At 51.8% G+C, this 23580-nt stretch carries 22 protein-coding genes; 17 read left to right on the top strand and 5 right to left on the bottom strand.

The window, feature by feature from the left end:
• Positions 1-74: 74 nt before the first annotated feature.
• Complete coding sequence (locus ACE5KN_RS15785; protein WP_375524668.1) at positions 75-932, bottom strand: helix-turn-helix domain-containing protein; 858 nt, start codon at positions 930-932, stop codon at positions 75-77.
• Positions 933-1073: 141 nt separating this feature from the next.
• On the opposite strand from ACE5KN_RS15785, the gene ACE5KN_RS15780 reads away from it, so the two are divergent.
• A complete protein-coding gene (locus ACE5KN_RS15780) occupies positions 1074-3776 on the top strand; it encodes a family 78 glycoside hydrolase catalytic domain (protein ID WP_375524667.1) in 2703 nt (900 codons plus the stop codon).
• Positions 3777-3949: 173 nt separating this feature from the next.
• Here ACE5KN_RS15780 and ACE5KN_RS15775 read toward each other — a convergent pair whose 3' ends face one another.
• Complete coding sequence (locus ACE5KN_RS15775; RefSeq protein ID WP_375524666.1) at positions 3950-4789, bottom strand: oxidoreductase; 840 nt, start codon at positions 4787-4789, stop codon at positions 3950-3952.
• A 182-nt stretch (positions 4790-4971) separates the two neighbouring features.
• Between ACE5KN_RS15775 and ACE5KN_RS15770 the strand changes: the two genes are divergently transcribed.
• From ACE5KN_RS15770 to ACE5KN_RS15760, 3 genes are all read left to right on the top strand, one after another.
• Positions 4972-5349, top strand: a complete 378-nt coding sequence (locus ACE5KN_RS15770) for a MerR family transcriptional regulator (protein ID WP_375524665.1) — start codon at positions 4972-4974, stop codon at positions 5347-5349.
• Positions 5350-5475: 126 nt separating this feature from the next.
• A complete protein-coding gene (locus ACE5KN_RS15765) occupies positions 5476-6099 on the top strand; it encodes a deoxynucleoside kinase (RefSeq protein WP_375524664.1) in 624 nt (207 codons plus the stop codon).
• Complete coding sequence (locus tag ACE5KN_RS15760; protein WP_375524663.1) at positions 6096-6773, top strand: deoxynucleoside kinase; 678 nt, start codon at positions 6096-6098, stop codon at positions 6771-6773. Before ACE5KN_RS15765 ends, ACE5KN_RS15760 begins: the two co-directional genes overlap by 4 nt.
• A gap of 212 nt (positions 6774-6985) precedes the next feature.
• On the opposite strand, the gene ACE5KN_RS15755 is transcribed toward ACE5KN_RS15760, so the two are convergent.
• On the bottom strand, positions 6986-7285 hold the full coding sequence (locus ACE5KN_RS15755; protein ID WP_375524662.1) for a type II toxin-antitoxin system Phd/YefM family antitoxin: 300 nt from the start codon (positions 7283-7285) through the stop codon (positions 6986-6988).
• 427 nt (positions 7286-7712) lie between these two features.
• On the opposite strand from ACE5KN_RS15755, the gene ACE5KN_RS15750 reads away from it, so the two are divergent.
• The 8 genes from ACE5KN_RS15750 to ACE5KN_RS15715 all read left to right on the top strand — a co-directional run bounded on the left by ACE5KN_RS15750 (position 7713) and on the right by ACE5KN_RS15715 (position 16177).
• Positions 7713-9308 (top strand): glutathione ABC transporter substrate-binding protein, encoded by a 1596-nt coding sequence (locus ACE5KN_RS15750; RefSeq protein ID WP_375524661.1) that lies wholly within the window; start codon positions 7713-7715, stop codon positions 9306-9308.
• Positions 9309-9413: 105 nt separating this feature from the next.
• Positions 9414-10340 (top strand): ABC transporter permease subunit, encoded by a 927-nt coding sequence (locus tag ACE5KN_RS15745; RefSeq protein WP_375524660.1) that lies wholly within the window; start codon positions 9414-9416, stop codon positions 10338-10340.
• 31 nt (positions 10341-10371) lie between these two features.
• Positions 10372-11256: an ABC transporter permease gene (locus ACE5KN_RS15740; protein ID WP_375524777.1), complete on the top strand. Its 885-nt coding sequence runs from the start codon at positions 10372-10374 to the stop codon at positions 11254-11256.
• Between the two features lie 14 nt (positions 11257-11270).
• Positions 11271-12305: an ABC transporter ATP-binding protein gene (locus ACE5KN_RS15735; protein WP_375524659.1), complete on the top strand. Its 1035-nt coding sequence runs from the start codon at positions 11271-11273 to the stop codon at positions 12303-12305.
• On the top strand, positions 12259-13248 hold the full coding sequence (locus ACE5KN_RS15730; RefSeq protein ID WP_375524658.1) for an ABC transporter ATP-binding protein: 990 nt from the start codon (positions 12259-12261) through the stop codon (positions 13246-13248). Before ACE5KN_RS15735 ends, ACE5KN_RS15730 begins: the two co-directional genes overlap by 47 nt.
• 44 nt (positions 13249-13292) lie before the next feature.
• Positions 13293-14165 carry a sugar phosphate isomerase/epimerase family protein gene (locus ACE5KN_RS15725; RefSeq protein WP_375524657.1) on the top strand — a complete coding sequence of 291 codons (873 nt, stop codon included), beginning with the start codon at positions 13293-13295 and terminating at the stop codon, positions 14163-14165.
• A gap of 186 nt (positions 14166-14351) precedes the next feature.
• Positions 14352-15512: an ROK family transcriptional regulator gene (locus ACE5KN_RS15720; RefSeq protein WP_375524656.1), complete on the top strand. Its 1161-nt coding sequence runs from the start codon at positions 14352-14354 to the stop codon at positions 15510-15512.
• A gap of 161 nt (positions 15513-15673) precedes the next feature.
• Positions 15674-16177: a WapI family immunity protein gene (locus ACE5KN_RS15715; protein ID WP_375524655.1), complete on the top strand. Its 504-nt coding sequence runs from the start codon at positions 15674-15676 to the stop codon at positions 16175-16177.
• A 54-nt stretch (positions 16178-16231) separates the two neighbouring features.
• On the opposite strand, the gene ACE5KN_RS15710 is transcribed toward ACE5KN_RS15715, so the two are convergent.
• The gene (locus tag ACE5KN_RS15710; RefSeq protein ID WP_375524654.1) at positions 16232-17323 is read right to left on the bottom strand and encodes a YncE family protein; all 1092 of its coding nucleotides are present in this window, start codon (positions 17321-17323) and stop codon (positions 16232-16234) included.
• A gap of 86 nt (positions 17324-17409) precedes the next feature.
• Between ACE5KN_RS15710 and ACE5KN_RS15705 the strand changes: the two genes are divergently transcribed.
• Entirely contained in the window at positions 17410-17796 is a 387-nt protein-coding gene (locus tag ACE5KN_RS15705; RefSeq protein ID WP_375524653.1) for a VOC family protein, read from the top strand.
• 139 nt (positions 17797-17935) lie between these two features.
• Here the strand turns inward: ACE5KN_RS15705 and ACE5KN_RS15700 are convergent, their stop codons facing one another.
• Complete coding sequence (locus ACE5KN_RS15700) at positions 17936-18325, bottom strand: coiled-coil domain-containing protein (protein ID WP_375524652.1); 390 nt, start codon at positions 18323-18325, stop codon at positions 17936-17938.
• A gap of 285 nt (positions 18326-18610) precedes the next feature.
• Here ACE5KN_RS15700 and ACE5KN_RS15695 point away from each other — a divergent pair, with 285 nt between their 5' ends.
• The 4 genes from ACE5KN_RS15695 to ACE5KN_RS15680 all read left to right on the top strand — a co-directional run bounded on the left by ACE5KN_RS15695 (position 18611) and on the right by ACE5KN_RS15680 (position 23532).
• The gene (locus tag ACE5KN_RS15695) at positions 18611-20407 is read left to right on the top strand and encodes a cache domain-containing sensor histidine kinase (protein ID WP_375524651.1); all 1797 of its coding nucleotides are present in this window, start codon (positions 18611-18613) and stop codon (positions 20405-20407) included.
• Positions 20370-21170: a response regulator gene (locus ACE5KN_RS15690; protein WP_375524650.1), complete on the top strand. Its 801-nt coding sequence runs from the start codon at positions 20370-20372 to the stop codon at positions 21168-21170. Before ACE5KN_RS15695 ends, ACE5KN_RS15690 begins: the two co-directional genes overlap by 38 nt.
• Before the next feature lie 115 nt (positions 21171-21285).
• Complete coding sequence (locus ACE5KN_RS15685; RefSeq protein WP_375524649.1) at positions 21286-22617, top strand: extracellular solute-binding protein; 1332 nt, start codon at positions 21286-21288, stop codon at positions 22615-22617.
• A gap of 33 nt (positions 22618-22650) precedes the next feature.
• Complete coding sequence (locus tag ACE5KN_RS15680; RefSeq protein ID WP_375524648.1) at positions 22651-23532, top strand: carbohydrate ABC transporter permease; 882 nt, start codon at positions 22651-22653, stop codon at positions 23530-23532.
• Positions 23533-23580 lie beyond the last annotated feature (48 nt).

The following is a 23580-nucleotide window of genomic DNA, read 5'->3' as shown; positions in this document are numbered from 1 at the left end:
AAATCCCACCACCTCAGAGGCTACCACGAAAGATATGATGAGCTTTTGGGGTGGTTTTCCATATCCTGTGGAGGTTATTTTTTGTTTTGGAGCCGGTAGGCCTGTGGAGAGACGCCGGTTTTCTTTTTAAAAAGAGCGTGAAAATACGAAATATCCTGATACCCCGCCGCAGAAGCAATATCCCCAATCCTGCCCTCCCCGGTCCGAAGCAGTCGGCAGGCTTCCGCGATCCGTACATTTTGCAGGTACTTGGACATGTTCATACCGGTCTGCTTGCGAAAAATACGATGAAACTGCCGCGTGCCGACGCCCATCCGTCTGGCCATCTCCTCCACTGTAATCTTTTCCTGGTAGCGGGTATGCAGCTCATGCAGCACTTCCCCAAGTCGAAGGGACGAAGGTGTTTCCTCCGGTTCGGGTTCCGTATGCAGACGAAGGAGCAAGAGCAGCAGTTGAATAACGTGCGCATACAAAGCCGCCTCACGGCCGGCTCTCTCTGATTCATATTCATAGTGCAGCTGCTGAAAGAGCCGTTGGGCTTCTCCATACTGATCCTGGTAATGAAGGCAGTGTTCAGCTTCGAGCAGGGGCAGCAAAGCTGTTCCCCCCGGAAAAGCCTGCAGCAAACCCATCAGGGCCTCCATAGAGATCACACAATTGTAGACGACCAGTGTCCCACCAGCCATGCGCGCAGGTCTGAACACATGGGACACACCCACCGGCAGCCAAAATACAGCTCCTCGCGCGGCTGGAAAAGAGTCATCTCCCACCAGATGTGTGCCCGAACCTTCACTGACATAACTGATTTCCAGAAAATCATGCCGGTGTTCATGAAGCTCGTAAGACTCCACGGCCCGATTTACGTATAAAGGAAGCCCTCCTGCGAAAAAAGTGGAGCCGCTGAACAAATCGATCCTGCGCCGGACAGTCATTAGCTGTACCTCCTATAAATGTCCGATCACCCATATGAAAATGTCCGGATCGGCACATTTCAAGCGTTTACATTCATCGTAAGATGAAACTGGATTCAATAGCAAGCCTGAATGGGCGAACCGGTAAAAGGAGGTTTTGCAATGAGCCAGTTCAAGATAGAGGGGTTAACGTGTGAATACAGGGATTTACTCTTGGGAAGCGGAGAGAGGGAGCCGCGTTTTGGATGGAAGCTGATCGGAGCAGCAAGGGCAACGCTTCAGGCGGCATACCAGATTCAGGTGTCGCGGCCTGGGGATGATTTTGCCTCACCACTCTGGGATACAGGCCGTGTCGAATCCGACCGGTCCATTCAAGTTAAATATGAAGGTCCGCCGCTTCAGTCCCGCAGCCGCTATGAGTTCAGGGTCCGATGCTGGGACGATCGGGGCCATGATTCCGGATGGAGCTCTCCTGCGTGGTGGGAGACGGGACTACTGGACAGCGGGGAGTGGCAGGCCAAGTGGATTACCCCTGATTCGGAGACCATTGACCCGCAGGCGGAGCCGGTTTTTATGATGCGGCGTTCGTTTAGCTTGCGGACTGATGTAAAATCGGCCCGCATTTATGCTACTGCTGCAGGTTTATATGAAATTTTCCTGAACGGCAGCAGGGTTGGCGAGGAGTGGATGACTCCCGGATGGACCAGCTACCATCACCGCTTGCAGTATCAGACCTACGATGTGACGGCACAGCTGAAGAGCGGGGCCAACGGGATCGGTGTACAGCTCGCGGACGGCTGGTACAAGGGACGCCTGGGCTGGGATAACAAACTGGCGCATTACGGGGACCGCAGAGCGATGCTGCTGCAGCTGCATGTTCAATATGACGATGGGGGTGAAGAGGTTCTTGTCTCCGACGAGAATTGGAAATCTTCACTGGGACCGATCCGGTTCTCCAGCATTTACGACGGAGAGAGCTATGACGCTCGGCTTGAGCAGCAGGGGTGGAGCGAGGCCGCATTTGACGATTCCGGCTGGAGCGGCACGGAAATCTGCGAACTGCCTTTTGAACCGCTGGTAGCGCAGGAGAACTGGCCTGTACGGGTAACGGAAATGATATACCCGCAAAAAGTCATCACGACTCCAGCGGGTGAAAAAGTGCTGGACATGGGCCAGAACATGGTTGGCCGCATACGGATCAAGGGGCACCTCCCTGGGGGCAGCACGATTACTCTGCAGCATGCGGAAGTGCTTGATCAGGAGGGGAATTTCTATACCGGCAACCTGCGTTCAGCCGGGCAGCGGGTTGAATATACAGCCGAGGGTGGGGAAGAAGCAGATTATGCCCCGCATTTTACTTTCCAGGGTTTCAGATATGTGAAGGTTGAAGGGCTGGAGGCATGGAGCGATGAGGAGCTGCTTGCAGCTTTTAGTGGAGAAGTCATGCATTCAGACATGGAAAAAACAGGGACCTTCGAATGCTCGGACCCGATGGTTAATCAACTGCAGCGCAATATCGTATGGGGCCAGCGCGGCAACTTTCTGGATGTACCGACAGACTGCCCGCAACGGGATGAGCGCATGGGATGGACGGGTGATGCCCAGGTGTTCGTACGTACCGCCGCTTTTAACTATCATGTCGGCCCCTTTTTCGGCAAATGGGTCCGGGATCTCAAAGCGGACCAGCATAAGGACGGGAGCGTGCCGTTTGTCATTCCGAATGTCCTTGAAGGTACTGCGGAGAATCCAGGCAAAGAACAAACCTCGGCAGCCTGGGGCGATGCCGCTGTCGTCTGCCCGTGGGTGATGTATCTCAGCTATGGGGATGTTCGACTGCTTGAAGAACAGTATGACAGCATGAAAGCATGGGTTGATTATATCCGCAGCCAGGGGGAGCAGGAATACTTGTGGAATACAGGCTTTCATTTCGGCGACTGGCTTGGCCTGGACGCCAAGGAGAACAGCTATGTCGGAGCGACACCGCTTGATATGGTGGCCACTTCTTTCTTCGCCTATTCGACCAGAATCGTAAGAGATGCTGCCGTAGTACTGGGACGTGCCGGGGATGTGCGGCATTACAGCGAGCTGCTGACCGGAATTAAAAAAGCCTATCGTGAGGAATTCGTAACGCCTGCCGGACGGCTGGCGGCACCAACCCAGACCGCGCATGTGCTGGCCCTGATGTTCGATCTGGTAGAGGGATCGGCCAAACAGCGTACAGCCCGTGAGCTGAATGAGCTGATTGTGAAGAATAACTATCATCTGACCACCGGATTTGTAGGTACTCCTTATCTGTGCATCGTGCTGTCCGACAACGGATATCACGATACCGCCGTAAAGCTGCTGCTGCAGGAGGAGTATCCGTCCTGGCTGTATTCGGTCAAGCAGGGAGCCACAACGATCTGGGAGCATTGGGACGGCATCAAGCCTGACGGTTCATTCTGGAGTGATGATATGAACTCTTATAATCACTATGCTTATGGGGCCGTCGGGGATTGGCTCTACCGTTATGTGGCAGGCTTGAATATGAATGAGGCGGAGCCGGCGTACAAAAAGATTCTCATCGAGCCGCGGTTTGCTGCCGGACAACTCACTTCGGCCCGGGCAGCTCTCGAGTCGCCTTATGGGCTGATTGAGTCTTCCTGGCAGATTGCCGATGGAACGGTGACGGTCATTGTACAAATTCCGGCCAATACGAGCGCGGAAATCGTGCTGCAGGGAGCTCGCATGGAGGAATTGCTTGAGAGTGGCAATCCTGCCGGGACGGCTAAGGGAGTATTGGATATTTCGGAAACAGAGGGTGGTGTCACTCTAACCGTCGGCTCGGGAAGATATGAATGTTCATACCCGGCTGACCGTCTATGATTTAAAGGAGCGAGTATGGTGCTTGGATTTCCGCCAATACTCGCTCTTTCTCTCTATGGCGGCTAAGAATACAAGCCGAGAAGAAGGGGGAACATGCCCTTATTTTCGAATCCTTAGCCTAATCAGAACTAGCAGGAAATAGTGCCACCTTACTCCTTTCGTATTAAAAATGCTTATTCAAAGTCTGTCGAAGTGCCCAGCGCTTCCCATGCCGCCAAATCACGCTCCACACTTTCGATCTTGTTGCGGGCGGCTTCGTAGGCGTCCTTGCCAAGAAACAGATGCAGCGGCGGATTGTCGGATTCCGCTATGCGAATCAGTATGTCCGTTGCCTTCTCCGGGTCTCCCGGTTGCTTCTGATCGGCTTGCTTGATGCCGGATTCCTGCGCTTCTCTAAGAGAAGCATAATCGTCGATAAGCTGAGCTGTGCTTGTTTTCAAAGAGCCTGAAGATAAAAACTGGGTGCGGAAGTATCCAGGCTTCACGGCTGTTACATGAATGCCGAAAGGCCGTACATCCTCCGCCAATGACTCACTCATTCCGTCTACGGCAAATTTGGTAGCCGCATAAATGGCGCTTCCACCGAATCCGTAAAAGCCCGCTATCGAAGAGAAGTTGATGATGTGTCCTGATCTCTGTTTGCGCAGCTGCGGCAGCGCCTGCCGCACTACATTAAAGGTTCCGAACACATTGACTTCGAAATTCTCCCTGGCTGCGGCATCCGGGATTTCCTCGAAAGGTCCGGTTTGTCCATAGCCCGCATTATTGACGACCACATCCAGGCGCCCAAACCGCTCAACTGTTGCAGAGAGTGCTCTTTGTACATCGTTTTCATCCGACAGGTTCATTTGTAATGGAAGAAAATGTTCATGTTCGCCTACAGCCTGCTGAAGGTCCCGGGCGGTTCTTGATGTAGCGGCCACTTGGTAGCCTCTTGCCAGCAGCATTTTAACCAATGTCAGCCCCATCCCCTTGGATGCGCCTGTTACAAACCAAACTTTATTTGTACTCACTTGAAGTTTCCCCTTTCCAGGTTATGAAGTGGTCGAGCTATTAAAAGCATACGGGCTAGAGAGTTCTCTAAGTCAACCACCATTCCACTTCCGTTATTTCAAGCCTTTTGATTTGAAAAGCGGGAATAGCTAAGCTAAAATGCGTTAGAGTAACTCTAATCTATAACAAGGGAGTGCGGATCATGACTTACACGATTAAGGAAGTTGCCGAGAAAACGGGAGTTTCCGGTTATACCTTGCGCTTTTATGAAAAAGAAGGCGTGCTGCCTCATGTGAAGCGGGACGTGAACGGAGTACGTGTGTACAGTGACACTGACATAGATTGGATTGAAACGGTACAAGTCCTGCGTTCAACAGGCCTGGCTTTGGGGGAAATCAGGGAATATGTAGAGCTGTACAAGGGCGGGCGTGAAACGCTGCCACAGCGGAAAAAGCTAATGATGCACCAGAAAAGTAAAGTGGAGGACCAAATATCGCGTTTGATCAAAACGTTGGAAAAGATTAATTACAAGCTGGCATTATTTGACGCCCAGGAAGAGAAGATTGAAAAGATGCCGTGATGGGCTGACCTTGTAAAAAGAACAATTTACATATCTGCTAATCCGCTCTCGTGTGGTACAATATTTTAGTCTTTTTATTTATCAGGATTAGAGCTGTTACTCGCAATGCCGCACGAGGAGGAACTTATGAAACGAGGCCCGTTTATTGCAGTGGAGGGACCGATCGGAGCCGGAAAAACCACGCTTGCTTCCATGTTATCCGCAGAACTGAACATCCCCATTTTGAAAGAAATCGTAGAAGAGAATCCTTTTCTGGACAAGTTTTATCAAAATATAGATGAGTGGAGCTTTCAGCTGGAAATGTTTTTTCTCTGCAACCGTTACAAGCAGCTTGAAGATACGGATCTGCAGTACATTGCACAGGACAAGCCGGTCATCTCGGACTATCATATTTATAAAAACCTGATCTTCGCCGAGCGCACGCTCAAAGGGATCAAACGAGAGAAGTACCGCCAGATTTATCACATTCTGACCGACGATCTGCCCAAGCCGAATGTCATTCTGTATATCCGCGCCGATCTGGACACGCTGCTGTACCGCATCAGCAAACGCGGACGAGCCTTTGAGGAGCAGATCGATCCTGCTTATTTGCAACAGCTGATCGAGGATTACGATACGGCGATGGCTTCCCTGGCTGAACGTGAGCCTGCCACCGTCATTGTTCCGATTAACGGCAGCGAGGTTGATTTTGTCGAGCATCCGGAGCAGTTTGCCCGGATCGTGGCCCAAGTAAAGGAGCTTATATCATGAATGATTACAATATTCCATCCGACGCGATCATAACGGTGGCTGGCACCGTCGGTGTCGGCAAGTCGACACTGACTGCTGCCCTGGCGAATCGTCTCGGGTTCAAAACCTCCCTGGAAAAGGTGGATCATAATCCTTACCTGGAGAAGTTCTACCATGATTTCGAGCGCTGGAGCTTTCATTTGCAAATTTATTTTCTGGCTGAGCGTTTTAAAGAGCAGAAGAATATTTTTGAAGCAGGCGGCGGTTATGTGCAGGACCGTTCGATTTACGAGGATACGGGCATTTTCGCCAAAATGCACGCGGATCAAGGCACGATGTCCCAGACGGACTACGAGACCTATACCAGTTTGTTTGAAGCTATGGTGATGACGCCATACTTTCCCCATCCGGATGTGCTGATCTATCTGGAAGGCAGTCTGCCGTCCATTCTGGACCGCATCAGGGAGCGCGGGCGCGAAATGGAAATTCAGACTGACGTATCGTACTGGGAGCACATGCATGCCAGATATTCCGCCTGGATCGACGAATTCTCACAGCTGAAGGCTTGTCCGGTGCTGCGTCTGAACATTGATGAATACGATGTGAATGACCCGGCTTCGCTGGATGGTATTCTGGCCGAGGTCGGCACGGTCATTCAGGCCAACAGGCTGAACGGATTGAACAAAATAGTTTGAACAAGCTCGCACTGATTTATAGGCCGTCTGGAATCTCAGGCGGCTTTTTACGCGTGGAGTGAAAATCGTAAAAATAAAAGACTGCTTTATACGCAGTCTCAATGAGGTCGTGTTTTCCACTGTTCTAACTTTTCGAGATATTTCCTCATCTGGTCTTTGGGAATACTTCTGACAGTATTTAAGCGTTTATGTGATCGCCCCCGTTCTTCCATTCAGTTTTTTGAAGTCCGGCGAGTTTCTTTCCAGGATTTTGTGGCTGCTGGATTCACGTCAAGGCTTTCGATACGTTCAAGCAAGATACGTTCTTCCTCTTTTTCCTCCAGCTGAGTTAAGCGATCATAGAGCTGTTCAAACATTTTATAGCCAATCACGACCGTTTCAACTGAACCATTTTCCGTAATGTATTGAGGAAGCTGCTGTGCCCTTTTACGAAGCTCTCCAAATTTTTTTGAGGCTTCGGAGGAGGTTATCATTTGATCCACGTTAAATGTCGGTTTAACCACAGTTCCCATCCCTATCCTCTCCTTTGGTTTAATTTATAGTATTCCATTTGCATCTTTAAGTATACCACTTCCATCCACATCTGCGTATGATCTTACGGAAAATCACACGTGAAAGTTTGCAATCGTTGGCTTCACTTCCATCCAGGAACTTAATAAAAAGCATGTACTACGGTCCTGGTTTTATCACAGTTGTGATGTGAATAAACCTCACAAAGTTTATTTATTTTCATAAAACACTCTCTATATCTAACCCCAATTAATAACACCACTGAAGAAAATAATTTCTAAATGCGGGCTAAAAGGTGGTCTAAAGTTTGTTTTTTTCACATTTAAATAACATAGTGTTATGAATTATCCCGCTGCACTTGCATCTGTGGAGAAATGCTTACACAACCATTCATGAAAATCCATAATTCAAGAGAGGGTTGATTGTTCAATGAAATCAATGCTGAGGGCCTTATTTATCATCATCCTGGTGCTTGCTGCCGCGGGCTGTTCTGCAAATGGCGGGACGGCTGAACCCGGAGCTTCAGGCAATGCCGGGGAGAAGGGGAATGCCGACACCCAAGGCGTGAAGGATAATGAAATCGTCATTGCCGTTAACGAGAACTTTATTACGATGGACCCCCATGCTACTGGCGACCGCAACTCCGGCGCGGTTCAGTCGGGCATTCTGGAAGGCTTGGTGGAAGAGAACAACGGTAAAATTGCTCCCCTGCTCGCAGAGAGCTTTGAAGCGAACGAAGAGGCAACCGAGTACACGTTCAAGCTCCGTAAGGGCATCAAATTTCACGACGGCACGGATTTCAACGCGGCAGCCGTGAAGAAGAACCTTGAACGAATCGCCGATGAGGCCAATGGTCTTCGCTTATACAGCCGAGGATTTAACAACATCAAGAGCATAGAGGCACCTGACGATTACACGATCAAAATCACGCTGAACCATCCGAACAGCAGCTTCATGGCAAAGCTGGTCCCGGCCAAAATCGTAAGTCCTAAAGCGCTGGAATCCGGCGACATTTCCAAGCATCCTGTCGGTACAGGACCCTATCAATTTGTGGAATGGATTCAGGGGGATTCCCTGACCGTGCAGAGAAACCCGAGCTATTGGAACCCCGATTCCAAAGCTGCGATTGAGAAGATCACATTTAAGCCGGTGCCGGAAAACGGTTCGCGAGTTGCGATGCTGAAGACCGGAGAGGCGGACTTCATTTATCCGCTGCCTGTTCAGAATATGGAAGAGCTGAAGGCTACGGAGGGGGTGGAGGTGACCGCCAGCGATTCCACCATTCTTCGTTACGTCACCCTCAACACGATGAAGAAACCGTTTGATGATGTGAGAGTCCGTCAGGCGTTGAACTATGCGGTGAACAAGGATGCTTACATCAGTGTCGTCATGTCCGGACTGGCAACGCCACTCGATTCCAATCTTACGCGGACGATCGACTTCTATCAGCCGCAAAGCGGCACCTATACCTATGATCCGGAAAAAGCGAAGCAATTGCTGGCCGAAGCGGGTTACCCCGACGGATTCAGCGCCACCATCTGGGGCAATACGAACTCGGATACGCTGAAGGGGATGCAGTTTATCCAGCAGCAATTGTCGCAGATCGGCGTCAAGCTGAAGATCGAATCCATTGAAGAAGCCACCCTGTCGGATAAAATCTACGGCGGCGTCACGCCGGAAGAAGCTGAGGTGGAGATGTGGTATGTAAGCTGGGGAAGCCAGGCGACGGATACCGACAATGCCATTTCGCCCATTCACGGCACTGCCAACTTTCCGCCTACAGGAGGCAATGCGTCTTACTACAGTAACACCGAGGTAGATAATTGGCTGCAAGCGGCCAATGAAACGACGGACCGGGAGAAGAAGCAGGAGCTGTACGGAAAAGTCCAGTCCACGATTTACCGGGAAGCGCCATGGATTTTCCTCGCTTCCGATCAGAACGTTTCGGGCAAGCGCAGCAGCCTGGACGGTGTTTTCATCACCCCGCAGGGCCGTATCAATTACAACAATGCTTCATTAAAGTGACTGCTGAAGATTCTCTAAAGCAACCGCCGCAGTTTCGTTTTTGACGAGGAGAGTGGGGAGGCCGGCTTCAGTGTTCCCGTCCCGTCTCCCGGAAAGGAGGATATGATGCTTCAATACATCGGCAAAAGGATTCTTGCTTTGATCCCGACGCTCTTTATCGTCTCCCTGGTGAGCTATTATTTCATTCATCTCATTCCGGGTGATCCTGCCCGCCTCGTGGCGGGGCCGGACGCCAACATTACCGAAGTGGATTCCATTCGGGAGCAGCTGGGCCTGAACGACCCGATCTGGATGCAGTATCTGAATTATATGAAGAACCTGCTCGCTGGAGATTTGGGCACCTCGGTGAAAAGCGGACAGCCGGTCACGGAGATGTTCGAGAACCGCTTCCGCAATTCCATTCTGCTCACCTTTACCAGCATCATTTGGGCCTTCTTTGCAGGCATTCTGATCGGGACCTTGTCTGCGGTCTTCAAGAACAAGCTGCCGGACTATATCGGCATGGTGCTGGCCGTATCCGGCATCTCCATTCCCGGCTTCTGGCTGGGGCTGCTGTTGATCCAGTGGCTGTCCGTGTCGCTGGGCTGGCTTCCCACCGGCGGGGCCGACGGCTGGAGAAGCTATATTATGCCGTCCATTGCGCTGGGAGCAGGCATTATGGCCATGATCGCCAGGTTTACCCGTTCGTCTCTGCTGAACTCGCTCGGTTCGGATTACGTGCGGACAGGGAGAGCCAAAGGACTGGGGAATGCCGCGGTCATCGTCAAACATGCGCTCCGCAACTCCATGATCCCGGTCGTCACAATTACCGGATTGCAGTTCGGTTATCTGCTGGGCGGCTCGGTCGTTGTCGAAACGGTGTTTAGCTTTCCGGGTATGGGTCGGCTGCTGATCGACTCCATTGCTTTCCGGGATTATCAGGTGATTCAGGCGCTGCTCCTGCTATTTGCAGCGGAGTTCATCCTCGTGAATCTGATCGTGGATGTTCTATACAGCTTCCTGAATCCTAAAATCCGTACCGGTACGGCATAAATAGCGAAGGAGGGAAGCTATGAGCACGGTAATGAAGAATACGGAGACCCTTCAAGTCGCCCGATCCCCGGTGTATTCGCCGGTCAAAGAGTTCTGGCACAACTGGAAGAAGCAAAAGGTGGCCTTTGCGGCAGGCATCTTCGTTCTGTTCCTGATCTTGATTGCTTGTATTGGGCCACTGCTTGCTCCTTATGATCCGCTTGCGCCGGATTACAATAACACGCTGTCGCCGCCGTCCGGAGAGCACTGGGCAGGAACCGATGAATACGGACGCGATATCTTCAGCCGCCTGATTTACGGGACACGTTTGAGCCTCAGCGTAAGCTTTACAGCCGTTCTCACCGGCGCGGTATTCGGAACGCTGCTGGGTCTGATCAGCGGTTATTTCGGCGGTGCTCTGGACCGGTTCATTATGCGGATCTGCGATGTTATGTTCTCCTTCCCGGACCTGATCCTGGCCCTGGCCATTGTCGCTATTCTCGGACCGGGCCTGACGAATGTAGTAATCGCCATCGCGATATTCAGCATCCCGACCTTTGCCCGCCTGATCAGGGGTGAAACGCTGGAGGTGAAGGAATCGGTCTTCGTGGAAGCCGCGCGCTCAATGGGGGCGAAGAAGAGAAGAATTATCTTGAAGCACATTTTTCCCGAAACGATGAGCAGCCTGATTGTCTTCTTTACGATGAGAATGGGCACAGCCATTTTGGCTGCGGCGAGCTTGAGCTTTCTCGGGCTGGCCTCCAGCCCGGAAACGCCGGATTGGGGCGGCATGCTCACCCTCGGGAGAGATTATTTGGGCACAGCCTCTCATGTGGTCATCATGCCGGGTATCGCCATTTTTGTGACGGTGCTCGCTTTTAACCTGGTCGGGGATGGCCTGCGGGATGTGCTGGACCCAAAGACGAAGAACAAGTAACGGAGGTGGGAACCGTGGCCGAGCGGATTCTTCAGATCGAGCGTTTGGAAACCCTTTTCAGCAAAGACAAGAAGAAAATCCAAATCTTAAATCAGGTCAGCTTCGATATCCGTCAAGGTGAAATCGTGGGCCTGGTTGGGGAATCGGGCTGTGGAAAGAGCTTGACCTCCCTCTCGATTATGCGTCTGTTTCACGGGACCTCGGGAGCCATCGGAGGAGGCAGCATCCGCTTCAAGGATCGGGACATTACGAGGTGCCCGGAATCCGAAATGCGGAAAATTCGCGGCAAGCAGATCGCCATGATCTTTCAGGAGCCGATGACCTCGCTCAATCCCTCTATGAAGATCGGCGAGCAGCTCATGGAGCCGATCCGGCTCCATCTGGGATTAAAGGAGGCGCAGGCGAAAGCCCATGCGATCAGCATGCTAAACAAGGTCGGGATTCCGCGCGCGGATGAAATCATCCATGAATATCCCCATCAATTGTCCGGTGGAATGAGGCAGCGGGTGATGATCGCCATCGCCATGTCGTGTCGCCCCGAGCTCCTGATTGCCGATGAGCCGACCACCGCGCTCGACGTGACCATTCAGGCCCAGATTCTGCATCTGATGAAGACGCTGCAGCGCGAAGAGGGGATGTCGATGCTGCTGATCACCCATGATCTGGGTGTTGTCGCCGAGATGTGCGACAGGGTCGTTGTTATGTACGCGGGAAGGGTGGTGGAGGAGGCGCCTGTTCATGAACTGTTTGAAGAGCCCAAGCATCCGTATACCCGCGGCCTAATCGCGTCGGTGCCGAAGCTTGGACAGAAGAAGGAGCGGCTGGATTCGATCAGGGGACGGGTGCCTGACCCCGCCCATATGCCTCCGGGCTGCAAGTTCGCCCCGAGATGTGAGCATGCCAAGGACGTCTGCTCTGAGCTGGAGCCGGATATGACGGTGTTCGAGGGCGGGAGATCCTGCAGCTGCTGGCTGTATGCTGATGTGAAGGAGGCGGGAGGGCATGAACGATATGCTGGTCGAGGTCAGGCAGTTGAAGAAATCATTTGAATTACGGGGAGGGCTGTTCCGCAGACGGCGGCTTCTGCAAGCGGTGGCCGGAGTTTCATTTTCCATTGCGGGAGGCCAGACCTTTAGTTTGGTCGGGGAAAGCGGCTGCGGCAAATCGACGACAGGGCGACTGATCTCCAGGATGGTCACGCCGTCCGGCGGGGAAATCTGGATTGACGGTGAAGAAATCTCCGGACATAAGGAATCGCAGCTGACGGAAATCCGCCGCAAGGTGCAGATGATCTTCCAGGACCCTTATGCTTCGCTCAATCCGCGCATGAAGGTATCGGATATCATCTCCGAGCCGCTTGATATTCACACCAGGCTATCTGCTAAAGAGAAGCGGCTTAAAGTTTCCGAGATGATGGAGGTCGTCGGCTTGAACGAGCAGCAGGCGAATCGTTATGCGCATGAGTTCAGTGGCGGGCAAAGACAGCGTATCGGGATTGCCCGCGCGCTGATCATGAGGCCCCGGCTGATCATCGCGGATGAACCGGTGTCGGCACTGGATGTATCCGTCCAATCCCAAATCCTCAATCTGCTGGATGACCTGCAGCGGGAATTTCAGTTAACGTATTTATTCATTTCACATGATCTCAGTGTCGTCGAGCATATCAGCGATCAGGTCGGCGTTATGTATCTTGGTACAATGGTGGAATGCGGCCCCAAGGACCGCATCTTCCAAGAGCCGCTTCATCCTTACACCCAGGCGCTGCTGTCCTCGGTTCCCGTCCCTGATCCGAAGCTGAGAAGAGAAAAAATACTGCTGCAAGGCGATCTGCCCAGTCCCGTCAATCCGCCGGCAGGCTGCAAGTTCCACACCCGCTGCCCAGCGTGTATGGAGGTGTGCAGAACGACCGAACCGGCCGCGGTTGTACAGTCGCCTGGACATACGGTTGCCTGTCACCTGTATGACGAAGGAGCCGTGCGTGCGCAAGCCTGAGTGTAATAGCTTCATCCAAATCCATATTTCAAGGAGTGTTAGCCATGAAGGTAGGACTCAGTTCGTACAGTTTGCTGGAAGCGATCAATGCGGGAAAAATGACGATTCTGGATGCCATACAGTGGGTGGCGGATAATGGGGGCGAGCATATGGAGCTTGTTCCTTACGGCTTCACGGTAGTGGATAACGTGGAGCTCGCCGACCGTATTCGGGACAAAGCGGCAGAGGCAGGCATCGAGCTGTCCGGTTATTCTTTTCCGGCTGATTTGTGCAAGGAGGACGAAGAGGAGTTTCTGACCGAGGTGGAGCGGATCAAGCAGCATGTCGATATTGCCCACCGGATGGGCATTGCCAGTATTCGCCACGACGTAACGGCATTCAGGCTGCCGCCGGAAGATATGGGTATCGAATACTTCGAGAAGCATTTTGACAGAATGGTGCAAGGCAGCCGCATGATCGCCGATCACGCCGCGCAGTACGGTATAGTGACCACCATCGAGAACCATGGCTTCAACGTGCAGCCAAGCGACCGGGTGCAGAGCATTATCCATGCCGTTGGCAGAGATAATTTCAAGACGACCCTTGATATCGGTAACTTCCTGTGCGCGGATGAGGCTCCGCTGGTGGGCGTAAAGAAGAATATTCAATACGCCAATCGGGTTCATTTCAAGGATTTTTATATAAGACCCTATTATGAGAATCCGGGAGAAGGAAAATGGTTCATCACAGTGAATCAGAATTATCTTCGCGGCGCCATCATCGGGCACGGCGATATCAACATCCGCGAAGTGACCCGGATCGTCAAGCAGTCCGGCTATGACGGTTACATTACGGTGGAGTTTGAAGGAATGGAAGACTGCGAAGTCGGCTCCAGAATCGGCATGGCCAATGTCAAGCGGTTCTGGGAGGAGGTGTGAGAAGAGAACGAGACTGTCGTCAGGCTGAACGGGCGTGAGGGATAACACTGGGTCTGCTGACAATTAGACATAACCGAGTCTTGCGAACACACTGCCGTGATCAACGAACTTGCGGCAAGCTGTCCATGTCGCTTACGATGGAAGGGGCTGGAAACCGATTCGAAAGCGGGAGGACAGACGATTCCCATGAAGAAGCACGATAACGGTTTTATCAAGAAACAGAATAAAAAATGGGTGCTTGACATCGTGAAGAGCAGGAGGCCCATTTCGCGGGCGGAGATCGCCAAAATTACGGACATGAGCGCCACATCCATCAGCCGGATCGTACAGGATCTGGAAAATGAAGGGTTTCTGAGAGAAACAGAGCTGCTGTCCGGCGGGGTGGGGCGGAAGGCTAATTTGCTGGATATCCGGGAAGATGCCCTTTACACCATCGGTGTGGATCTGTCCGAGGGGATGTGCCGGATCGGAATTATGGATTTTACGGACAACGTATTTTACATGGAAAAAGTCAGCATGGAGCTCGCTCAAGCTCCGGAGGAAACACTGCGGTTCATCGCTGAAGCGGTGAATCGCACAATCCGGGAACAGGATCTGAAGCCTGACAAAATCGCAGGTATCGGCCTTGGACTTCCGGGCATTGTCAACCATAGTTCAGGGGTCGTGAACCATTCCGTTCAGTTAGGCTGGAGTGAGATCCATGCGGCCGGCATCCTTGAAAGGCTGACAGGCTACCCGGTTATCGTCGATAATGACCTGAAGATGCTCGCCAAGGCCGAATACCGCTACGGTGCGGCACAATACTCCAAAAGCTCGGTTCTGCTTGGCTTCGGATCGGGTGTCGGCGTAGCCATTATTATGAACGGAGAATTTTACCGGGGAGAAAACAACCTGGCCGGTGAAATATCGCATGTGACGGTGGATATCAACGGAGAGCAGTGCAAATGCGGGAAAATCGGCTGTCTGGGTACCATTGTCACAGAGAAAGCGATGATTCGTCAGGCCGCGCGCTTTGTTCCCATTACTTCCGTTCATGAACTGATCGGGCATTACAACAAGCAAGAGCTCTGGGCTCTGAACCTGCTGGACCGGGTGGCCGTCTACATCGCCGTCACGATCACCAACTGTCTGTATTTATATAACCCGGAAATTCTGGTATTAAGCGGTCCGATTCTGGAGGACTACCCCGAAATCCGCAAGCTGGTTGAGGAAAAATACAAGCTCACCGTCTCCGAGCCTATTCCGATGCAGATGGCCTTCAAATATGCGCAGCTGGGCGACAAAGCCATCGTTATGGGGGCCGCCCTGCAAGCACAGGATACATTGTTCAATTTTGATTCGCTGTAAATCAGGACCCGTCCTGTTAAGCAGGTCGGCAGAAGCCGGCCTGTTTGTTTTCCATAAATTCAAGAGTTAAAGGATACAAGCAGACGCTCTATTTCAGTTGGTTACTATTGTTTTCCAAAACCGCTATCTGGTAAGCTGTTGACGTAGAGGGGGATAGTCAAATGTCCGGAAAAGAGTGGAAGGAATTGCTGGAAAGCTATCCATCGGCTGAACTGGTCTCAAGTGATGGAAAAGACCGGATTTTAATCTGCGTATACGGATACGAATTGCCTCAAGCAATGCTGGATGCGTCGGATATTGACTGGTTGAAATGCCGAATGCGGGTCGAATGCCTGAATTTTGCCGGTGAAGTGGATGGTCCGTATCTGGAAAGTGGAAGTCTCCTGCACTGGCAGGCAGAGGCGGAAGCGTTATGCAATACATATAAGGAAACGGGTTGGTTTAGTGCCATTGAACCCGAGCTTCAATTTAGGCTGGAAAGAGATGATATCCATAGACAGCAGTTCAAGGTCACAGGTCATCTTGCTACACGGATCGTGGAACAAAGCTCCGTTCTGAGCTATGAATTTCTCACGAATGTCAGGAGCTTGCATGATTTCGCCAAAGGATTGGGGAGGCTTGGCGCGTCATTTCCGGCACGTAACCGCCCGGCTTCCCGCCTGTAAGATCCGGGATAGGAGAGGAAAAAAGCGCCGCAAGTTGCGGCGCTGGCATACGGGCTAAAGCGGAATGATGAGGGACTTGTCCGGTGGCGCAGGAAGCTCCACTGGAACAGGCTCGCCGCCGGCTGCCGGCATGGCGTATAATACGGATTGGCCGTATCCAAAACGGGTGAGGCCTGTCATAAAATACAGCCGGTCACCTACGGCCACAGGCCGGTGGACATAACCGTCCGGCGTGGTGAGCTGCTTGTCCGTTTTCGTCACAGGATTGTACACAAACAGCTTATCTTTATAAGAGCCGTCTTGATCTGATCGGGCTTCCGAATGATAATACAGCAAGGTCTGGTCCTTGTTCCATGAGAACTCGGATAATCTTTCATTGCTGCTATGGGAAATGGCGGAACCGGTATTATTACCGCTTCCGAGAGGAAACTCCCTGATCTGCTGTTTGTACTGGTTATTGGACAGGGAACCGCTTGGGAATGCAAGATAGAAAGACTGTCCATCCGGAGCGATTTTTAATGATTCGATTTCAGAGCTTTTCAACTGTGTATGTCTGACTGGAGCGCTGGCATTTATCTGAATCTGATAAACATCAAAGGTAGTTTTGCTTATAGTTTGATTGAAAAGCACGGATTTAGCTGTTTCTGCCTGCAGAAAAAACACGGATTTTCCGTCTGGCGCGAACTCTATCTCAGAAATCGCATGCTCTACTTTAATCATGTTGCTCAGGTTGCCTGTCTGCAAATCAAGCACTTTAATTGCGCTTACCGTGTTGTCGTCGTCATCCATAGAGGTTAACCGCAAAAAACCGGCCTGGCCCCAGGTCTCTATGAACGCCAATTTAGTTCCGTCAGCCGAGAAAGCGGGATCCAGCAGACTTCCGCTGGAAGTGTACAACTCCCTGCCGTCCGGCTGTTCCGGATTGAGCGGGTTGTATAGCATCAAAGTATCCTTGCCGGAGAAAGAGGAAGAGGCAGCGACATAGGCAATATCCCCCGTGGAGGCTGCGTCATATTCCCCGTTAAGACGGGGACCCGTACCTGATTCTATAGTGGCGTGAACAGGTGCTCCGGCTGCTGATAATGTCAAGGCCATAGAAATAAAGAATGTAAATCCGAGGCGTGAGTAAAATGAGTAAAAGTTCATATTAACCCCTTTGGTATGATTTTCCTCAAGTATACGTTAATTTATTGAATTTGTAATGGATCCATGAAAACTTGGGAGGCACGAAAATGATAGAATTTGAACGTCTGCATCACGTAAGTCTGGCTGTAAGAGATCTTGTAAGAGCAAAGAAGTTTTATTCGGAGGTGCTTGGTTTCCCGGAAATCGAACGGCCGCCGTTCCGGTCCAAAGGAGTATGGTATGCCGTAGGTGCGGATCAACAGCTGCATCTGTTGGAGCATCCGCCTGGGGAGACGCTGCGCACCAAGGGCATCGATACGACGGACGGCCATTTTGCCATTTGGGTGAAGAGCTACTCGAAGACCGTTGCCTGGCTGGAGAACATTGGCGTCAGTTATGAGGCGCGTCCTGACAGCGTGGCCGGGTTTGCGCAGATTTTTATTCTGGACCCGGATCACAACATCATTGAGTTAGGTGCGCCATATAACAGTTAACAGCAGCAACAAAGCACGGAAGCTGTCCCTCTATCCGTGGTCGATTTCTTTGTTACTGAATTAGAATAGGTGATAGACCGGTGATCTAATTTTGACAAATAAGGCAGCAATGACCCGCGATACGAGTCATTACTGCCTTTCATTGTGTCTTTAAACGGTTGATTTCCAGCTCATTTTTCGAGGTTTTCAAAAAAGTAAATTCAACATCCTTCTGAATGATGTCCAGTTTGGTATTTATGATTTGCAGCAAAGCCAAGGTATCATCCGGTTGCTCGGAGGCGAGCAAATCCAATTTGTTATGCAAACCACTGATATCTTGCTTCATATCGACCATGTCCTGCTTCATACCAGTCATTTCTTGCTTTATACCAGTGATGTCCTGCTTCATACCAGTCATTTCTTGCTTTATACCAGTGATGTCCTGCTTCATATCAGTCAATTCTTGCTTAATACCAGTAATGTCCTGCTTCATATCCGTCATTTCTTGTTGGAGAGGTTTGAGTTTAGCATCTAAAACGGTCTCAAGCATCTTGAGGACTTGCTCTGCTTCAATAGTCGAATCACTCCCTTAAGCGTATTATAGCAGTCGTTGCTTGATGGAGGAACCCATAATAATAGACTCTGCCTATATCGCATCCAACGGGATAAGGCAGATAAAATGTCCCTTCATTATAAGGCGTTTCATAGTCGTTCAGTGCTTTGCCTTCAGCTTAAACACAACGAGCAAAGCCGTAAACAATATTTTTGTAATCGCTATCAATTAATCTCGTGTATATTTGTTTGTGTGAGATAACAATTTGAGAGGGCGAAGTCGATGGGGGAAAGATGGAAAAACTTAAATACACTGCGCAATCAGATTTTTATCGGTTTTTTCTTCGTTATGGTGATCATGATCGGGGTGACGGGGGCATTCATTTACAATAGAGTATCTTATGTGTTGAAGAACAACGCAGAGAGGCACATCCAGCAGACGGCGGTGCAGGCCAATGGGCGTCTGGATGCGCTGATCGGGCAAATTGACAGCCTGACGGAGCAGGTGGCCAATCATCAGGGAGTGCAGCAGCTGCTGCTGAAGGAGCTGAGCGGCCGGAAGGTCCCGTTCAGTCAGCGTCAATCCCTGCTGCAGATTATGTTTAGCTACCAGGCCTACATGCCCAGCGTCGGATCACTCGAACTGTACGATGCCGATGGCACATTGCTCTTTCCGCTGCGCGAAGGGACCTTGGACAGCCGGATTGACAGCAGTTATATCACGGAGGCCAACCGGCAAAAAGGCCGCCTGGTCTGGATCGGCGTTGATCCGAATGACCCGCAGTCGCTGCTGGCCATTCGCCAGGTCAGCTTGCTGGACCGCTGGTTTTCACGTGGAGGATATTTGATTGCCCGTGTACAGCGCAGCTACTTCCAATTGAATGATCCCATAGCCGGGAGCGGCGGCGGGGAGTCTATCTTACTGGTGGACGAAAAAGGGGAGCTGGTAGGCAGCGGAGGCATTCCTGCCTCCGATCTGTTGGGACTATTGAACAGCAGCGGTCAGACGGTGAAATTCAGGGACCGGGAATATGTCAAAGTGGAGCAGCACTCGGACAGAACGAACTGGACGCTGCTGGTGCTTACGCCGGTGAGCTTCGTAACGGAAGGCCTTTCGGTGCTCAGGACGATTATGCTCGTCTCATGTGTCATCGGCACCCTGCTGTTCCTGATGATGTCCTTTCTCCTCTCCACCATGATTACCCGGCCCATCAGCCGTCTGATCCGGGCGATGCGCAAATCCCGCCCCGCCGCGCTGGCTTTGCAGCCCGAGTCTCCTGCCGCACTGGAGCTGCGGGAACTGAACCATACGTACAACGCCATGATTACCAATATTAATGAGTTAATCCGGGCGGTATACGAGAAAGAGGTGCTGCAGAGCCGTACCGAATTGAAGGCTTTGCAGGCGCAAATTAATCCGCATTTTCTGTTTAATACGCTGGAGGCCTTCAACTGGTCCTTGCAGGATAAAGGGGAGGAGGAGCTGGCCGGATTGATGGTGTCCCTGTCCAGGCTGTTCCGCTATACCATCGATCAACAGGGCAGGGATGGATGGGTAACCATCGGCGAGGAGACGGAGCACATCAGGCGTTATCTTCAAATTATGGAGATGAGGCTGGGGGAACGTCTGACATGGCATATTAATATGCCTCATGAATTTGCTGCGATGCCTGTTCCGAAGCTGCTCATGCAACCGATTGTGGAGAATGCAGTCCTGCATGGTGTCGAGAACAGCAGAGGGAACGGAGTTGTCGAGGTACAAATCGGGCATTCCGCACGGCAGGGCTGGACAAGAGTTGCCGTATCGGATAACGGCCCGGGCATGGATCGTGATACATACGCGGCATTATACAGAGCGCTGCAGGGAGGGCCGTCTGTTGCCGGGAAAGGAACCGGCATGGGGCTGGCCAATGTCCAGCAGCGGTTAAAGCTGTATTACGCAGGAGCGGACGGGGAAATCGATGGCTTGCAGATCGTCAGCTCACCTGGAGCGGGGACGGTGATTTCATTTGACATTCCTAATGGAAATGGAGGCGGCGGGCATGGAACTGACGTTAAAAACGATACTGGTCGTGGATGACGAGCCGCGTACCCGGCAGGGCATTAAGCAGACGCTTGAGACCTCAGGCAGCGGAAAGTACCGGATTGAAACGGCGGAGAACGGGGTGGAGGCGCTGGATAAACTGCGGCAGCAGGCGTTTCACCTGCTGATTACGGATGTCAGGCTTCCCGAAATCAGCGGTCTGGACCTGATCCGTTCCCTGGAAGGACATGCACGCAAGCCGTGCATTGTAGTCATTTCCGGATATGCGGAATTTGATTATGTGCAGCAGGCTTTGCGGCTTGGAGCCGTCAATTATCTGCTGAAGCCGATCGACAAGCAGGAGCTGCTGAAGGCGGCCGGTGAGGCGTTAAGGCTGGAGGAAGAGCGAGAGCTGCATGAAAAGCTGGAGAAGCTGGTAGACCCCACCCTGCTCAAGGTTGGCGGCAGGGAGGCAGCTTTAAGCGAGCCGGTAAAGGAAGCGCTGGACTATATTAAAGAGCATATCCACGAACCGTTAACGATGGCGGATATGGCGGCGCGTCTTCATCTGAACGCCAGCTATTTCAGCGTGCTTTTTAAAGAACAGACAGGGACGCCCTTCAGTGAATATGTATCCCGGCTGCGCATTCAGCGTGCCAAGGAGCTGCTGCTGCAAACCCGGCTCTCGGTGGCGGAGATCGGCAGCCGGGTTGGGTACAGGACGGATAAATATTTTATTAAAGTGTTCAAGGAGCTGGAATCCGTAAGTCCAAGCCGGTATAGACAGCAGATGGCAGGCATTCCGGAAGAAATCCAATAATAGTGGAGTTATTGCCAATGACTGTGATCTGTGAACGATGAAAACCCGGTGCTACAATGATTTTTGATAGCGGTTACATTAAAAGCTTGTAATCACACTGGGGGAGGATTTGGGAATGTCCAAAAACAAAGTGTTTGCAGGGTTTATCGTTATGCTCGCGCTGATGCTGGTACTGTCCGGATGCGGCGGAGCGGGAGGAAATACAGGAAGCGGCGGGGATTCGCAGGCTGGCGGCGGAGGCGACAAAATTACGCTCAACATGATGCATCTATGGCCGGCTGGCAGCTCGGCACAGCAGAACAAGCTGGTCAACCAGATCATCGAGCAGTATCAGAAGGATCATCCAAATGTGATCATCAAGCAGGAGGTTCTGGAAAACGAGCAGTACAAAAACAAGCTGAAGGTGCTGTCTGCGTCCAACGAGCTGCCGGATATCGGAATTACGTGGGCTGCCGGATTTATGGAGCCTTATGTGAAAGGCGGATTGTTCACACCGCTTGACGACCTGCTGAACGGGGAGCAGCTTAAGGACAAGTTTGTGGCAGGAACGACGGAAGCATACGCCGTGGACGGCAAAACCTATGCGCTGCCCATCGAGCTGAACATTTCGCCTATTTATTACAACAAGGCCATTTTTGAAAAATATAACCTTCAGGTGCCTACGACCTACGATGAATTCAAGCAGGTTGTGCAAACGCTTGCCAGCAATGGTGTCGCACCTATAGCGCTTGGCAATAAAGACCGGTGGACCGGATCGCTCTGGTACATGTATCTGGCTGACCGCATTGCCGGGAATGAAGCGCTGGCCAAGGCCATCGACGGCACCGGGTCGTTCGAAGATCCGGGTCTTGTTCAGGCGGCGGCTGAAATTCAAAGCCTGGTGGATATGAATGCGTTTAACAAAGGCTTTAACGGACTGTCCAATGATGAAGGCAAATCGGAGTTCATGAACGGGAAAGCTGCCATGTATCTGATGGGTACGTGGGAGCTGCCGAATTTTACAACCAACCCGGATATTCCGCAGGAATTTAAGGACTCTGTCGGATTTTTCAAATTCCCGACTGTGAACGGCGGCAAAGGCAATATCAACAGTTGGGTGGGTGGTCCCGGCGTGGGCCTGTTCGTAGCGGAGAACTCCAAGGTGAAGGAAGAAGCGAAGAGGTTTGTGGAATATTTTGTGGCAAAATGGGGCGAGCAATCCGTTACGGACGCGGGCGTCATCCCGGCGACCAAGGTGGACACCTCCAAAGGGAATCTGCCAACGTTGTATGTGGAGCTGCTGAACGAGCTGAACAACGCCAGCAGCATCACGCTGTTCGCGGATGTGAAGATGAAGCCGAATGCAGCCCAGGTGCATCTCAATATGATTCAGGCCTTGTTCGGTAAAGCGACAACGCCGGAGCAGTTTGCAGCGGAGCACAAGCAGGCGGTGGAGAAAGGCAATTGACCGCAGCCGGATAGAGAGAGGAGGACCCTAGCCGTGAATAAAGTCATGTCCAACAAATTCATCATCGCTCTGTACGTGCTGCCGTCCCTGCTTCTGCTGCTGGCGGTCATCTACGTTCCTATCGTGCTGACAGGATACTACGGACTGAACGAATGGGACGGCATCTCTCCCATGATCTTTGTGGGGCTGGATAATTACAAAGATCTGTTAGCGGATGCCGCCTTTTGGCAGAGTGCGTACCATTCGCTGCTGCTGGCCCTGTTTTCAGGCATCAGCCTGATTGGGTACCTGCTGATTGCGCTTGTGCTGTCAGGCAAAATCAAAGGCGCCAACCTGCTGCGCAAAATTTATCTGATTCCCATGCTGCTGTCCTCGGTAGCGATTGCACAGCTGTGGATGAAGATATACCATCCCACCAATGGAGTGCTGAACACTGTATTAATGTCCATGGGCATTCAAAACCCGCCAGCCTGGCTGGCGGAGCCCTCCATTGTGCTGATTGCGCTGTTTATTCCGATTATTTGGCAGTATGCGGGTTTTTATATCCTCATTTATTATGCCGGGCTTAAAAATATTCCCGAATCGCTCATTGAGGCGGCACGGATTGACGGGGCCAACCCGCTGCAGATCGCGCTGCGCATCAAGCTTCCGCTTGTGAGCGAGGTCATTAAGGTTACGGTTGTTCTGTCGTTTGTCGGGTCTCTGAAATATTTTGACCTGATCTATGTTATGACCGACGGCGGGCCGAACGGGGCCAGTGAAGTCATGGCATCTTATATGTATCATCAGGCCTTCCGCGGTTTTGATTTCGGTTATGGGAGCGCTGTCGCATTTTTTCTGCTGATCATCTGTCTGGCCGCAACATTTGTGATCCGCAAGGTAACGGCGACAAAGGATACGATTCAGTATTCATAGGTGGAAAGGAGGGAAGGGGCCTCTATGAAATCAGGAACGATGGCCCAG

The organism is Paenibacillus terreus (genome assembly GCF_042138595.1).
In the GTDB taxonomy this organism is placed as follows: Bacteria; Bacillota; Bacilli; order Paenibacillales; family Paenibacillaceae; genus Paenibacillus; species Paenibacillus terreus.
The sequence above is the reverse complement of the archived record's forward strand: the minus strand, read 5'-3'. Positions and strand labels throughout refer to the sequence as shown.